The sequence below is a fragment of the Rhodococcus sp. UFZ-B548 genome (assembly GCF_903819475.1).
GTDB classification, from domain to species: domain Bacteria; phylum Actinomycetota; class Actinomycetes; order Mycobacteriales; family Mycobacteriaceae; genus Rhodococcus_F; species Rhodococcus_F erythropolis.
Genome location: NZ_CAIJDS010000006.1, coordinates 107,282 through 122,097, shown reverse-complemented (window position 1 = coordinate 122,097; position 14,816 = coordinate 107,282). Strand labels below are relative to the sequence as shown.

General features: G+C 61.9%; 11 protein-coding genes. 5 read left to right on the top strand and 6 right to left on the bottom strand.

Annotation, left to right across the window (positions count from 1 at the left end; genetic code table 11):
- Positions 1-42: 42 nt before the first annotated feature.
- The 3 genes from H7C86_RS08630 (at position 43) to H7C86_RS08620 (ending at position 6,324) form a co-directional block, all read left to right on the top strand.
- Positions 43-3,411, top strand: a complete 3,369-nt coding sequence (locus tag H7C86_RS08630) for a serine hydrolase (protein ID WP_182261408.1) — start codon at positions 43-45, stop codon at positions 3,409-3,411.
- 20 nt (positions 3,412-3,431) lie between these two features.
- Positions 3,432-4,829: a serine hydrolase gene (locus tag H7C86_RS08625; protein WP_021342978.1), complete on the top strand. Its 1,398-nt coding sequence runs from the start codon at positions 3,432-3,434 to the stop codon at positions 4,827-4,829.
- Between the two features lie 106 nt (positions 4,830-4,935).
- Positions 4,936-6,324: a HAMP domain-containing sensor histidine kinase gene (locus tag H7C86_RS08620; protein ID WP_020968546.1), complete on the top strand. Its 1,389-nt coding sequence runs from the start codon at positions 4,936-4,938 to the stop codon at positions 6,322-6,324.
- A 3-nt stretch (positions 6,325-6,327) separates the two neighbouring features.
- On the opposite strand, the gene H7C86_RS08615 is transcribed toward H7C86_RS08620, so the two are convergent.
- Positions 6,328-7,002: a response regulator transcription factor gene (locus tag H7C86_RS08615; RefSeq protein WP_024487527.1), complete on the bottom strand. Its 675-nt coding sequence runs from the start codon at positions 7,000-7,002 to the stop codon at positions 6,328-6,330.
- 117 nt (positions 7,003-7,119) lie between these two features.
- Between H7C86_RS08615 and H7C86_RS08610 the strand changes: the two genes are divergently transcribed.
- Complete coding sequence (locus H7C86_RS08610; RefSeq protein ID WP_020968544.1) at positions 7,120-7,953, top strand: phosphatase PAP2 family protein; 834 nt, start codon at positions 7,120-7,122, stop codon at positions 7,951-7,953.
- Here the strand turns inward: H7C86_RS08610 and H7C86_RS08605 are convergent.
- Positions 7,889-8,968, bottom strand: a complete 1,080-nt coding sequence (locus H7C86_RS08605) for an ABC transporter substrate-binding protein (RefSeq protein ID WP_228118248.1) — start codon at positions 8,966-8,968, stop codon at positions 7,889-7,891. The genes H7C86_RS08610 and H7C86_RS08605 overlap by 65 nt on opposite strands.
- A 99-nt stretch (positions 8,969-9,067) precedes the next feature.
- Here H7C86_RS08605 and H7C86_RS08600 point away from each other — a divergent pair, with 99 nt between their 5' ends.
- Entirely contained in the window at positions 9,068-9,523 is a 456-nt protein-coding gene (locus tag H7C86_RS08600; RefSeq protein ID WP_021342974.1) for a MarR family winged helix-turn-helix transcriptional regulator, read from the top strand.
- 6 nt (positions 9,524-9,529) lie between these two features.
- Here the strand turns inward: H7C86_RS08600 and H7C86_RS08595 are convergent, their stop codons facing one another.
- The 4 genes from H7C86_RS08595 to purD all read right to left on the bottom strand — a co-directional run bounded on the left by H7C86_RS08595 (position 9,530) and on the right by purD (position 14,674).
- Positions 9,530-10,471: an ABC transporter substrate-binding protein gene (locus H7C86_RS08595; RefSeq protein ID WP_182261407.1), complete on the bottom strand. Its 942-nt coding sequence runs from the start codon at positions 10,469-10,471 to the stop codon at positions 9,530-9,532.
- A gap of 191 nt (positions 10,472-10,662) precedes the next feature.
- Positions 10,663-11,496 carry an AraC family transcriptional regulator gene (locus H7C86_RS08590; RefSeq protein WP_050768575.1) on the bottom strand — a complete coding sequence of 278 codons (834 nt, stop codon included), beginning with the start codon at positions 11,494-11,496 and terminating at the stop codon, positions 10,663-10,665.
- A 110-nt stretch (positions 11,497-11,606) separates the two neighbouring features.
- A complete protein-coding gene (locus H7C86_RS08585) occupies positions 11,607-13,175 on the bottom strand; it encodes a GMC oxidoreductase (RefSeq protein WP_201026968.1) in 1,569 nt (522 codons plus the stop codon).
- Positions 13,176-13,417: 242 nt separating this feature from the next.
- Entirely contained in the window at positions 13,418-14,674 is a 1,257-nt protein-coding gene (gene purD / locus H7C86_RS08580; RefSeq protein WP_021333105.1) for a phosphoribosylamine--glycine ligase, read from the bottom strand.
- Between the last annotated feature and the right edge of the window lie 142 nt (positions 14,675-14,816).

The following is a 14,816-nucleotide window of genomic DNA, read 5'->3' as shown; positions in this document are numbered from 1 at the left end:
AGCTTTACGTCTGCATCTATTTCTCCGATTCGAAGGATCTACATGACTGACCGTCCATTTGTTCTCGACGACCTCCACCGCGTGGTCACACCCACTGAAACCGCAATCTCGCCCGACGGCACCGTGGTCGTCTTCGTTCGCTCGGAAACTGTTGCAGGAAAGGCAACTACATCGCTCTGGGCAGTGTCCCGCGATTCCCAGGCTCGCCGCCTCACTGCGGGGCCCGCCGATTCGGCACCTCGGTTCTCTCCGGACGGAACCTCGATTGCCTTCCTCCGCAAGGTCGGCGACTCCGCCCAGCTGCACCTGATTCCGCTCGCCGGCGGCGAGGCCGAAACCCTCACCACAACAGCATCACTCCCCCTCGGTGCCGGCGCACCGGCCTGGAGCCCGGACGGAAATGCCATTGCATTCGCCGCTGTGATCTCACGTTCGGACTCCACCGATCCGAATGCGCCCATCGTCACCGACCGACTCGGATACAAGGTGGACGGCGCCGGTTGGCTCGGCACCTTCCGTCGACACCTGCACACCGTCGATCTGGAGACGAAGGCAGTACGACGCCTCACCGACGGTGATTGGAATGCGGACGTACCGTCCTGGTCGCCCGACGGCACGGCTCTTGCCTTCACCGCGAATCTCGAACCGGACAGCGATCTGAACCTCACGTTCAGCGCTTACCGAATCCTCGTCGACGATCTGTCAGTTCCGCCGCAGCGACTCGGTCACGCCACCGGGGTGCAGGGCTCCACACTGTGGCACCCGCAAGGAGATTCGGTCGTCGCCATCGGCACCCCCGAGGTCCGTGTCGGAACTGCCGACCTGATCCGTCTGTCCGTCCCCGGCCCAACTGAGACACCGGTCGACGTCACCCTCACAGCTCATCTCGATCGCAACGTGATGCCCGGCGCGCCCGGTTACCCCGGTGGCACACCGGCACTGTCGAATACTCGCGACGAAATCGTGTTCTGCCTCCGCGATCGCGGATGGACGCATCTGTATGCAGCCGACATCGAAACCGGAACCTCTCGCTCCCTCGTCGCCAATCCCAACGAGGTCGTCTCGGCGCTCTCCGTTGCCCGTGACGCCCGCGTCGCCTCCGTCATCGTCACCACACAGCAGTCCTTCGGCGAGGTCGCACTCGTCGATCTCGACAGCGGCGCTGTCACCACGCTGACAAAATTCACCGCAGAAGCACTCCCCGAGGTGACCCTGTTTGCCGCCGAGGAGCGCGAATTCACCATCTCCGACGGCCGTACCGTGCATGGCTGGTTGCTGTCCGCTCCCGAAACTGATGGCGCTGCACCCCTGCTGCTCGACATTCACGGTGGACCGCACAACGCGTGGACCGGCGTTGCCGATACCTATCACCCCGCCCACCAGGTTCTCGCAGCGCAGGGCTGGCGCATCCTGACCCTCAATCCACGTGGATCGGACGGGTACGGCGCAGACTTCATGTACGCCGTCAACGGCGCCTGGGGTACCTCGGACCAAGCCGACTTCCTCGAGCCGATCGACGCGCTTGTCGCCGAGGGACTTGTCGACGGGGACCGCCTGGCGATCACTGGGTACAGCTACGGCGGATACAGCACCTGCCACCTCACCTCGCAGACCGATCGCTTTGCCGCGGCGGTGGCCGGTGGGCTGATCTGCGATTTCAACGCTATGGCCGGAGTCTGCGATTTCGGTCCGCACCTCGCGTCGCTCGCCACGGGCACCACTGTTCCCGAGAACTCCGCGGGGCTGCTGGCAGCCTCACCGCTCGCCGCCGTGAAGAACGTGGTGACTCCGACGCTGATCCTGCACGGAAAGTCGGACGAGCGGTGCCCGCTGGGTCAGGCCGAGGCCTGGTTCGCCGCACTTCGCCAGCAGCATGTACCCACCCGACTGGTGGCGTATCCCGGTGCAAGCCACGGGTTCCTCGTCAACGGCTCGATCTCGCACCGAATCGACTACAGCACGCGGCTCATCGAGTGGGTGAAGCGATACACCTCCGCGAAGCTGCCCAAGACCGGCCTGGCCAATGCATCTGCCGGCGCCGACGCGTGGAAGCGCTCACTGGACGTACTGTGTGAGCGTTACGGCGTCACCGGTGCTCAATTCGGTATTCTCACACTCGATTCCAGCGGCAAGGAAATCACCCGTACGACGGTGGCTTCCGGCGTGATCAATGCAGACACCGGGGTCGAGGTATCCACCGACTCCCTGTTCCAGATCGGATCCATCACCAAGGTATGGACCGCGATGCTGGTCATGCAGCTGGTCGACGAAGGCTTGCTCGACCTGGACGCGACCGTCCGGTCGATCCTGCCCGACTTCGCACTGCAGGACGAGGAAACAGCCGCCCGCATCACGGTTCGCGCACTTCTGAACCATCGCAACGGAATCGACGGTGACCTCTTCATCGACAAGGGTCGCGGAGACGACGTCGTCGAACGCTACGTCGAGGGCCTGCGTGACTTCCGTCAGGTTCATCCACTCGAGGACGGCTTCGCGTACTCGAATTCCGCGTACGTCCTTGCAGCTCGTATCGTCGAGGTTCTTCGCGGCGGTATCTGGGACGACATCCTCAAGGAGCGGATCATCGATCCACTCGGCCTCGCGCACACACTCACGTTGACCGGAGATACTCCGAGATACTCTGTGGCAGCGGGCCATACAGGGAACTCCGTCGTGATGCCCGTCTGGCCGATCACGCGCTCGATGGGGCCGGCCGGCTGCATCACTGCCAGCATCGGAGATCTGCTCACGTTCGCGGAACTCGGCCTTCTCGAAGGTCAGAGCGTCGACGGTGTGCGGATCGTGTCGGAAAAATCAGCCGCCGCGATGCGTACACCCGAAATCGATATCAGCGAACTGTTCCCGGACAAGTCGGGCTGGGGTCTGGGTTGGTTCCACGAAACCTGGTCGGGCGAAGAAATTTTCGGCCACGACGGCAGCACCATCGGGCAGCACGCATATCTGCGCATCTTCCCCCGCCACAATGTCGCGATCGCGCTGCTGACCAGCGGCGGCAAAGCAGACGGCCTCTATCGTGATCTCTTCACCGAAGCCGCGGCCGCATTGGTCGGACTCGAACCTCCGCAAGCCCTCGCCCCGAACCCCGCGAGTGTGGAGTCGATTCCGGATTCGGTTCTGGGTAAGTACAGCTCGGGCGGAATAGCAATCGAGTTCCGTCGTGGAGAGTCCGCTGACGAGGCTGTGATCACCGTCATCGGTGACGTCATCCCGAATCCCGAGGAAGACGAAACAGCTCCGAAGAAGCCTGCAGCGGTGGCCACTCTCGTACCGTCGCAGATCCCGGGGACCTGGACCACCCGTCAACCCGGGGCTGCCGGTTGGACGACGGTACGGCCGCACCGCGACGGCGTGTACGTCGGATTCCGCTTCCTACCACGGGTTAACGCGTGACGACGACCGATACACATACGATGACGGAAACACCGAACGCCGAAACACAGAACGCCAGCGAACTCGAGGAATCAAAGATGCAAGAACAGCTTCAGGAACTCGTCGACCAGTGGAGGGTCGAGGCAAACATCCCCGGCGTCTCGGTCGGTATCGTGCACGGCGACAAGGACATCGTCGTCACCAGCGGCATCGAGAGCGTCGAAACCCAGCTCCCGGTCACCGACAAGACGATGTTCATGATCGGTTCCACCACAAAGGTTTTTGCTGCAACAGCCGCGATGGCACTCGTCGAGGACGGCCTACTCGATCTCGACACCCCACTGGTCGAGTACGTCCCCGAACTGATCCTCGCCGACGACGAAGCCACCCGCACAGTCACGATGCGTCATCTTCTGACGCACACCGGCGGATTCACCGGCGACGCCAGCCTCTCGGCAGGCTGGGGTGAAGACGCGCTGGGTCGATCGATTTCACGGCTGAAGGAACTACGACAGGAATTTCCCGTCGGAGAGGTCTTCTCCTACAGCAACTCCGGATTCGTTCTCGCCGGATACGTCGTAGCCAAGATCAGTGGACTGACCTTCGAAGAGCTGGTCAAGCAGCGCGTTCTGGACCCACTCGAGATGAAGAACTCGGCGTTCCTGCCCTGGGACGTGATGACCCACCGGTTTGCACTCGGCCACTACATCCGCGAGGGTGAGCCGTTCGTGTCCAACGAGACCGGACTGGACCGCGGTATGACGCCCTGCGGTGGAATGTGGTCCTCGGTGCGCGATCAGCTCGTCTGGGCACGCTACGCACTGTCGGGCGAACACCCGGGTGAGGGACAGCCGCTCGACGAGTCCACCCGGTTGCTGATGCAGAAGCCGCAACGTCCCGCCGCGATGATGTTCGAGGAAGTCGGCATCGGCTGGCTGCTGACTCGATACGGAACCACCCAGGTAGTGCGGCACGGCGGAAACGTCAGCAACCTCCAGGTCTCCGAGTTCTTGACCGTGCCTGAGAAGAACTTCGCCGTCACCGTGCTGACCAACGCACTCGGCGGCGGAATCGGCAAGAAGATCGTCGACTGGTGCATGGCCAACCTCGCAGAGTTGCCCGCGCCGGCATCTCTCGACGTGGTCGAGCCCGAACCCTCTGCCGTCGACGCCGTCCTGGGCAAGTACCAGGCCGGCAACCTGACCATGACCGTCGCCCCCGGTGACGAGGGAATCGGCGTCCGCATGGGCAGCGCGCAGGACCTCGGCGAATACGAGGACATCGTCTGGCCGCCGGCGATCCCGATCGCCTTCGTCAACGATCTCGACTTCGCTGCTCGCGCCGACACCACGCGGACGTTGGGGCGCTTCGTCACCGATGACACCGGACGCGCCGTGATGCTCGAATTCGGCGGCCGAACCGCCAAGCGAGTGGCTTGATCCTCTAGACGGGTGACGCGGTCCGATTACGAGGCCGCGTCACCCGTCTTTGTATATGCACAGCCTTTGTATATATGCACAGCCGCGAAGGTACAGACTGGACGCCATGAACGTCATCGGCGAGTCGATTCTGCACCCGTCCCGGTGGAGCGTGCGCGCCCGGACGACCGTGGCATCGACCCTCGTGATCGCCTTCTGCTTGGTGATCGCCGGGCTTGCACTGGTTTTCGTACTGGCGAACTCCCTGCACCTGTCCGCACTGAACAGCTCCGAGGCCCGTGCCGCACAGTTGGTCCAGCAACTCACCGGGAAGAGCCCAGCCGATCTCGACCCTTCGCTTCTGTCCACCGACAGCCAGATCGGAATCGTGCAGATCGTCGACGCCGATCACCGAATCGTCGCCCAATCGCCTGGAACTGACAGCGACCTACTGTCCGAACGCATTCTCGGCCCTGACGAGTCGGACACCTATGGAAGGGTCAAGAAGTCCGACGACGAGGACTACTGGCTGATCGGACACGGCGCTCAGACGCCGGCCGGACCGGTCACCGTTTTCGTCGGCGCCGACCGTGAACCGGTTGAAACCGTGGTGACCACCGTTGCCGTTCTGCTCGCCATCGCCGGGCCCCTGGTTCTTGGACTGGCCGCGTTTGCCACTTACCGCCTGGTGGGTTCGGCTCTCGCTCCCGTGGAACGCATCCGCGCTCGGGTTGCCTCGATATCGAGTGGGCGTCAAGGTGAACGAGTCCCCGTCCCGTCCGGGAACGACGAGATAGCCCGACTGGCAACAACAATGAACGACATGCTGGCGCGCCTCGACGAAGGCGCACTTGCTCAACAACGATTCGTCAGCGATGCCTCCCACGAGTTACGTAGTCCACTGTCCACGATCACGACGGCTCTCGAACTGGCACACCGACGCCCGGATCTCCTCGACGACGCACTGATCGAAGACGCGCTACTTCCCGAGGCGCGACGGATGCGGCAGTTGATCGAGGATCTGTTGATTCTCGCGCGCTCGGACGAAAGCGAACTCGAATCCATCGGTACCGTCGTCGACGTCGACCTCGACGACATTCTGTTCGCCGAGCAGAAGCGGATCGACGGTATCTCCGAGATCGCGGTCACCGCCACCGTTGCTCCGGTTCGCGTGTCCGGAGACCCGAGGGCGTTGGCGCGCATGGTGCGAAACCTGGTCGACAACGCAGTGCGGCACGCCGAGACCCTCGTGCATCTCGAGTGTTCCGAAGCCGGCCACGAAGCCCATATCGTGATCGAGGACGACGGGCCCGGAATCCCTGCAGCAGAACGCGAACGAATCTTCGGACGCTTCGTCCGCCTAGACCAGCCGCGGTCGAGGCAGGGAGGTGGCTCCGGACTCGGACTCGCCATCGCGTCGGAAATCGTTGCGGCGCATCACGGAACCATTTCCGTCAGCGAGAGGGTAGGCGGTGGAAGTCGATTCGAGGTGACAATTCCGCTACCGACCGATTGAAGATCAGGCAGTGCCGACAAAGCGGTACCCGATGCCCCGAATGGTTTCGATGCTGTGGGTTCCGAACGGGAGGTCGACCTTCTTACGTAGGTAACCGATGTAGACCTCGACGATGTTCTCGTCACCTTCGTAGTTGGTGTCCCAGACTGAGCGAACGATCTCGGTCTTCGTGACCACAACTCCGTTGTTGCGCATCAGGAACTCGAGAACGCTGTACTCACGTGGCGTCAGCGTCAATTCGATTCCCGCTCTGATCACCTGATGTTTGGCGGGGTCGAGGGACAGGTCTCCCACGGTGAGTATCGATGGACGCTGGGGAGCGCCGCGCCGCACCAGTGCGCGAAGCCGCGCGAGGAATACTACAAACGAGAAGGGCTTGACCAGGTAGTCGTCGGCACCGAGATCGAAAGCATCAGCGAGGTCGTATTCGCCGTCCTTCGCCGAGAGCATGAGGATCGGCGTCCACACCTCCCGGGCGCGTAGGTCCCGCACGATGTCGTATCCGTGTTTGCCCGGCAACATGATGTCGAGAACGATCACGTCGAATTCGTCGCTGCAGGCAATCGCGAATCCGTCGTCCCCGTTGAGTTCCACGGCGGTCACGAATCCCTCGGCTACCAATCCCCGCCGGATCGTCTCGGCCAGGCGTACTTCGTCTTCGACAACCAGTACTCGCACCACCGGCCCCGTTTCGTCGACACGCAGTTGTTCGGATGCACCCAGTAGAGCAGACGGTGGGCCCATGACCGAGTTACGTTCAGCGTTTCTTCAGCTTCTGATCGTCACACTGCATTCATGCCAGCAACTGTGTCGACCGTGCGAAACGTGGTCACCGAAGTCTTGACCGAGAGCACCACCGCAGAAATTGCGGTTGCCGCAATCGTGGTGGCAGCCGCGCTGTTCGCATTCGGTTCGATCTACCGGGCCTCCAGCGTTCGGTCAACAGCGCTCCGCGCGTCCGGGCTCGCCCTCGCCCTGGTGACGCTCTCGATCCAGGTATATCGAAACGGGTGGCTGACGAGCTTCGACGGGCCGGTGACCGACTGGATGGTCGATCACCGGAGCGGCGCCCTCAACCAGATCGCGGTCGCCGTCACAGATCTCGGTAGTCCTGTCGCCACCGCGCTGCTCGGGATCACTTGCGGAGTGCTCATCTCGTGGCGAGCGCGTTCGGTTGTTCCGGGTTTGATCGTGATCGGAACCGTTGGCGGTGCGGCAGTCGCCAGCACGGTAATCAAAGCGCTCGTCGGTCGCGAACGTCCGCCGACCAACATCCAAGTTCTTCTCGAGACCGGCCACTCGTTCCCGTCCGGTCACGTCACGGGCACAGCAGCGCTGTTCGGCATTGCGGTTCTCGTTGTGAGCGTCGACCGAACACCGTCCGTCAAACGTCTTCTGATGCTGCTCGCCGTGACGGTCACCGTTGTCGTCGCGCTCACTCGCCTCTATTTGGGAGCTCACTGGCTCACCGACGTCGTTGCCGGAGCTGTCCTCGCGACGCTTGCCGTCACTGCGGGTGGAGCAGTCTTCCGGTTCGTCGGCACGCACAACCAGTCCGAATCAACTACTGCTGCAGTGCGCTCTGCAGAACCTTCAGCACTTCACGAGCCGCAGTCGGCCCGGTATTGAGGTAGAAGACGTCGTCGTCAACAGCAACGGCATGGTTGGCAATCACCCCACGTAACTGCGCCCACAACGGCGCGTTGGTCAACGTCGCCGGGTCCCCGCCTTGCACTCCGTAGAAGATCCAATCAGCGTCCGCCACGTTCAGCTCTTCCTCACTTATGTCTCGGGAGGTGTCGTCGAATTGCTGCGACTCCGGACGCGTCAGGCCGGCATCCTGGGCGATACTTCCGGTGAACGAAGGAATACCGAAGATGCGCAAGCGATTTCCGTTCTGGCGGGTGAACGACACTGTCGGCGGCGACGAAAGGGACGCACCCAAGGCCGCGGCGTCGGCGTTGAACGTATCCAGCAGTGCTTTCGCCTGCTGCGTCTTACCTACCCCGTCGGCAACCAGCAGGAAGTCCTGCTTCCAGTTGACGCCGGTCCCCTGCGTTGCCACGGTGGGCGCAATTGCCGAAAGCTGGTCGTACAGCGAATCAGCATCCTTCCCTGCAACATTCATCAAGATCAGGTCAGGATCGAGCTTGACGATCGATTCGAAGTTCGGTGTGAAGCGCCCACCTGCATCGACGACATCACCTAGCTGGGTGCGGAATTCGGGGTATGCGGCCAACAGGTACGGCGGCACCAGGTCCGCACCGTCACCACGAGTCGAAGCCGCAGGAACGACACCGAGAGATAAAAGCGCATCTGCTTGCCCGGTCGAAATGACGACAACCTTTTCGGGCTGCGATTCGATCGTGGTGTCCCCTTTGAAGTGTGAAACGGTACGAGGGAATTCGCCGTCCGACTTTCCGCTCCCCATTCCAGCCGGGACTTCTCGCGGAGCGACAAACGCAGAGTCCGCCGGAGTCGACGCACTGATGTCAGTGTCTGTGGGCGAGGCGTCGCTCGAGCAGCCACTGAGAGCTGCCACCAATGTCAGTGCGCCGATCAGCATTACACTGCGTGACTTCTGTCCAAAATTCATGATCGTGTCCCGTACGTCGTGAAGCATGACAGCTTCATCTACCGTCATGGTTAGGTGACCCTACCCTTTGAGGAACTGTAAACTATATCTGTGTCAGATACAGTTTTGGGGCGTGGATCACACGAGGTCGATCGCTACTCTGATCGCGTGCCCACTGCGGAAGAAGCATCGAGATCACTCATCGCTGCGGCGTTCGAATTGCGTCGAGCGCTGCGTGAATACATGGATACGTCGGGTACCGACGCGACTTTGCCAGAGGCACAATCCGAGGTACTTCACGATGTCGCGCACCATCCCGGCACTCGCATCGGGGCCGTGGCCGATCGCCTCTCCAGACGCCCGAACACCGTCAGCACGCTGGTGCGCATCCTCTCCGACAAGGACCTGATCGAGCGGCGACCCGATCCCACAGACGGCCGGGTGAGCACGCTTTTCGTGAAGGACGAGCGAAGCGCGCGCCGGGACCGTCGGTCCGAACTACGCATCGGCGTCCTGGCCCAAGAACTGACAGCCCTCGACGAAGGTGACCTCGACATATTGACCACTGCCATCGGCATCCTCGACCGAGTCAATCGATCACTGCGAGTTCACGCACCGCGATGATGCCACTCAGGTGACTTTCCCACTCTTCTCGTAAACGTCGGCAAAACGCCTCATCTGCTCCGTGATGCCCGTCAGGCTGTACCCCGTACGCAGTTCTACCGAGGCAACCTGGCCCGAAACCACAGCCGGAAGCCTGGTGAACGTCGGCGAATTGAGCTCCGGTGCGTCAGACCACGTCGGCGGAATCAGGAGGAGATCGGCCGGAAAGACGCCCGGCTCTTCCCAACTCGCTGATGCCCAGAAACCGTCCTCGCTGTCCAGCTTCGCGAATTCGACGCCCATCGTTTCGAGAATACTTCCGAGCGGAGTCCATCCCGGCACCGCGTAGTCCAGGCTCGACTCCAACGGAATCACGTATGCAACAGAGATATTCGTTCGCGATGTGGCCAATTCACGCACCCGGTCACCGAGCGCACTCAACTCTTCCCGTTTTGCCGCGTAGACCGGCGAGGTGTCGGTGCCGCCGATACCCTGAACCAACGAACTGAAGCTGTCCAACGCCGCTTGCGCCCCGTCGGTGATCTCGACACCTGCAATGGGAGCAACCTCTTCGACGCGAGCGATATCGTCGCCCCAGATGCTGCCGAAGTTTCCGCCGTTGTACGAACTCCAGATGTCGATGACCAGATCCGGGTCCACTGCCAGGAGTTTCTCGGCACTGATATCTGTGTCGGTCTCGCTGACATGGGCAATTCCACTGAAGTCGAATGCATTCAACGTGGATTCGTCGAGCCTGGAAAAGCCGATGATACCGACTGGAACGACCCCGTATTCGAGTAGCACCGGCGCGGTGTCCGCCGTCGCCACAATGCGTTCGGGGATCTTGTCGAGTGAAATCTGCTGACCACGCGCATCGACATACGTCCACGCATCACCGTCGGACTTCGCGTCGGTCGTCGAGGTGCCACATGCTGCCAGCACCGTCGAAAGTGCCACTGCCACAGCCATGAAGATGGCCCTGCTACCGCGTTTCGAACGCGGCGCAACAAAATCGATCACTTCTGCCCCATGCTGTCGAGCGAGTTTCGGGAAACTCCCGAACCCGGAAAGTAAAGTAAGCCTCGCCTACATGGCTAACGGTAGAGCGGATCAGGGGATGACGCAATCGCGGAGTTTTGTCAAAGAATGTCGAAATCGGATCAACGATCCGCGTTCTTTCGAAATGCCATCGGCGTGACACCGGTGGACTGTTTGAAAGCGGCGACGAAACTACTGGGCGTCGAGTATCCGATCTGCTCGGCCACGTCGGCGACCGCAACACCTTGGCCGAGTAGGGACATCGCCACGTTCATCCGAAGCAGCACTCGCCACTGGCCGAAACTCACGCCGGTGTCCACCTTGAACCGACGAGCCAAAGTGCTGGTGCTGACGCCGATCTCGTTCGCCCAGTCTCCGAAACTGCGTGGGTCCTCCGGATGAGACAACAGGTCGCGTGCAATCCGCCCGACCGGGCCCGAATCGGGGATCTTCATCGCTCCGCGCTCGTCGCCGGGAACGACGAGGTCGAAGAACACTCGCTCGGCGCGGCGCCTCGCGTCGTCCGACATCTCGCGAGCACTCAGATGCAGAAACAACTCGTAGAGTAGCGGCGTGCCGTGTACCGCAACCGGGTGATCACCGAGCGAAGGCCCCTGCCCTACAGCGCAATACACCGTCAGGAACTGCGCACCCGCGGCAACGCGCACCGAGTGTCGATGCAGTGCCGGTATCCACAGCCCTCGTCCCGGCAACAATGTCCACATCTGGGCGCCCGAGCGAACAACCACAATGCCGGAACGAGGGAACAGAATCTCGTTCGATCGGTGCGCGTGGGTTTCCCATGTCACCGGTTGATCAGCACTCGACGCACCACCCCACAGAACCAAATCTTCGGGCTCGTCGTCTAATTCGTGTTCGGATACCACCAGCTCGTCGCTCGACGGCACGCCCCACCGGAGCCAATCACCGTCGACCTCGGATTTTGTCCGCCTCACGTCTACATCCCTGGATCGACCGTCGTCTGTCCAGGTGACTGTAACCGCTGCCCACGCAGAGCAGGTGCGGCAGGAAGTTGATCCCACCGCACCTGACCCCGAGTCGCCCCTTAGTTCATGTCGTTCGCAATGATGTTCTCGATATTCCGTTCGGCCAGAGCGGTGATGGTGACAAACGGATTGACTCCGACATTGCCCGGAACGAGGGATCCGTCCATGACATACAGTCCCGGGTACTCCGGCAGACGACCGTAGCCGTCGGTCGCCTTGCCAAGCACACAACCGCCGAGGGGGTGGTACGTCAACTGGTCGCCCCACGTCTGCACCGGACCGAAGAGGTCGGTCCGGTAGATCGTGCCTTCCTTCTTGTTGATCTTGTCGAAGAGTTTCTTCGCCATGTCGATCGACGGCTGGTTCTGCGAGCGCTGCCAATTCAAACCGACTTTGCCTGTTGCCGAGTTGAATTGGAACTGAGCACGTTGCGGATTCTTGGCAATCGCCAAGTACAGGCTGACCCACAGTTCGGTACCGGCTGGGAAGGGCGCGATTTCCGCGAACACAGGAGCAGATGCGTCGGCCCAGTTGTCGATACCCATCACGGGGATCGCCGACTGCTTCGCGCCGGTGGCGTCCCACATGTGATTGGCGCGACCCACCATCACGTTGCCGTTGTGCCCCCATTCCTGCCCAACCGCACCCGGCAAATTCGCCAGCTGCCCTTGTGCTTTCATCGCGACCAGGAGCTTACTGGTACCGATACTGCCGGCCGCGAAGAAGACCTTGTCCGCCGTCACCGTCTTGGTGCCGACGGTGTTGCCCTGCTCGTTGATCTGGTTCATCACCACTTGATATCCACCACCGGTCGCGGCCGGCGCAACCGAGGTCACGACGTGCAGCGCCGAGATCGTGAGCTTGCCGGTGGCGGATGCCGCAGCGAGGTACGTCTTGTCCAGAGACTTCTTTCCCGCGTTGTTGCCGTAGATGACCTCACTCACCAGGGCAGACTTGGTGACCTGACCAGCAGCTTCCTGCTTCATGTAGTTGAAGTCGTAAACATTCGGCACGAATGTTGTTGTGTAACCGGATCTCTCAGCGGTCTTTCGCCCGGTTCGTGCGAACTTGTAGTACTCGGTCGACTCGAACCAGGCCGGGTCGATGTTGTTGACTCCGAGCGCAGCGTTGGCCCGCGGGAAGTACGTCGAGTACATCTCGTTGGAATCGACCCCGGGCAGGATCTCTTCGAAGTAGTTGCGCTTGGGTGTGACGGCCATGCCGCCGTTGACCAGCGACCCGCCGCCGACCCCTCGGCCTTGGTAGACCTTGATCCCGCCGAAGTCCTCGGCGTCGAGAACGCCGACGTAGCGGCTGATGTTCTTGTCCACCGAGCCGCCGGAGAAGTGTGAAACCGGTTGAACTGTACGGTCTCTGAGCCAGAAGGAACGTCCGTCCGGTGAGAGCATCGGGCAGAAGACCTTGCCGTCGGACCCCGGTGTGGTCCACGACTTCCCCATCTCGACCATGTGTGTGTCGATGCCGGCCTGCGTCAGCCGAAGTGCCGCAACGGCTCCGCCGTACCCGCTGCCGATCACGAGCGCAGGGACACGGTCTCCGTCGCTCAATGCTCGCCTGGGCGCAGCGGCGGCCGTAGTCCACGAGGACGAGAGCGCAGCGGCGCCCACAGCTAATCCTGTTGCTGCCAAGAAGTTTCTACGCGAGAGCGTGGAATTGGTACGTGCGTGCCGTTCGTTGGATCCAGCGCGAATGCTCAAGTGTGCCCTTCTCTTTCCGTGACCCCCGCGCTGAGATATACCGGGAGAAACCGAACGAGAAGTCCATACTCGTGGGTAACTTCGAGGAACCGTTGATTTTCCATGAAAAGGGCCGATGAACAGAAAGTTCACCGGCCCTCCGAAAGAACGAGTCAGGGAAGAGAGATGCGCCCTTCGACGGCGCCGAGTCCGATGTCCGTGCGGAAATGACCGCCGGGAAGCTTGACGTCGGCGATCTTTGCGTAGGCGTCGTCACGCGCTTCGGTCAGATCCTTGCCCACTCCGACAACACTCAGCACACGCCCGCCGGCCGAGACGACGGCTCCGTCTTCACGCTTTTTGGTACCGGCATGCAGGACTCCGTCGGCGTCGGCTCCGGTGATCACGTCGCCGGTGCGGGGGGTCGCCGGGTAGTTCTCGGCAGCAATCACGACCGTGACAGCGGAACCGTCGCGCCACTGCAACGGACCGACCGAATCGAGTGTTCCGGTCGATGCCGCATTGAGTAGACCGCCCAGCGGCGTTTCGAGGAGAGCAAGCACGGCCTGAGTTTCGGGGTCACCGAATCGGCAGTTGAATTCGACGACGGCCGGGCCGTCGACACCGATCGCGAGACCGGCGTAGAGAAGGCCGGAGAAACTGCTACCGCGTGCGACCAACTCGGCAGCGACGGGCTTGACGACGTCGTCGACGATCTGCGTGACCATCTCGTCGGGCAGCCACGGCAAGGGTGTGTACGCGCCCATGCCGCCGGTGTTGGGTCCGGAGTCTCCGTCGCCGACGCGCTTGTGGTCCTGAGCCGGGAGCAGTGGGATCACGGTTTCACCGTCGACGAGACAGAAGAGCGAAACTTCCGGACCGTCCAGGAAGGATTCGAGAAGAACCGGGTGCCCGGTCTCGAGCAGTTCAGCGGCATGATCGCGCGCGGCGAGACGATCCGTCGTGACGACTACGCCCTTGCCCGCGGCCAGCCCGTCGTCCTTGACCACCCAGTTGGGACCGAAGCGGTCGAGTGCTTCGTCGAGCTTGGCCGGATTGTCGACGATCTCGCTGTGAGCGGTCTTGACGCCGGCGACAGCCATCACGTCCTTGGCGAAAGCCTTCGATCCCTCGATGCGGGCGGCGTCGGCCGAAGGCCCGAAGCAGGCGATACCTGCTGCGCGCACCGCGTCTGCAACACCGAGAACCAGCGGAACCTCGGGTCCGATGACGACGAGGTCGGCTTCGACCTTCTGGGCCAGCGCGGTAACCGCGTCACCAGAAGCGACGTCGACGGGGTGCTGCTCGGCGATTTTTGCGATCCCGGCATTGCCAGGCGCGCAGATCAGGGCCGTGACACCTGGATCGCGAGCAAGAGAGAGAAGGAGGGCATGTTCACGGGCTCCGGAGCCGATTACTAGTACGCGCACGGGGAACAGACTACGGCCTGCGATAACAGCGCTCTCGGAGTGCCACTGACGGGGCCAAGGTCCCAGCGTTCGACCTTTGTGCGAAATATCCGTTTCGAGATGAGATCATATGAATACCTGAATAGGTGAACAGATGTTTTCG

What these genes read in the sequence shown, in the direction of transcription:
- H7C86_RS08630 (WP_182261408.1), top strand. Translation starts at nt 43, where the DNA reads ATGACTGACCGTCCATTTGTTCTCGACGACCTCCACCGCGTGGTCACA.
- H7C86_RS08625 (WP_021342978.1), top strand. Translation starts at nt 3,432, where the DNA reads ATGACGGAAACACCGAACGCCGAAACACAGAACGCCAGCGAACTCGAG.
- H7C86_RS08620 (WP_020968546.1), top strand. Translation starts at nt 4,936, where the DNA reads ATGAACGTCATCGGCGAGTCGATTCTGCACCCGTCCCGGTGGAGCGTG.
- H7C86_RS08610 (WP_020968544.1), top strand. Translation starts at nt 7,120, where the DNA reads ATGCCAGCAACTGTGTCGACCGTGCGAAACGTGGTCACCGAAGTCTTG.
- H7C86_RS08605 (WP_228118248.1), bottom strand. Translation starts at nt 8,968, where the DNA reads ATGACGGTAGATGAAGCTGTCATGCTTCACGACGTACGGGACACGATC.
- H7C86_RS08595 (WP_182261407.1), bottom strand. Translation starts at nt 10,471, where the DNA reads ATGGCTGTGGCAGTGGCACTTTCGACGGTGCTGGCAGCATGTGGCACC.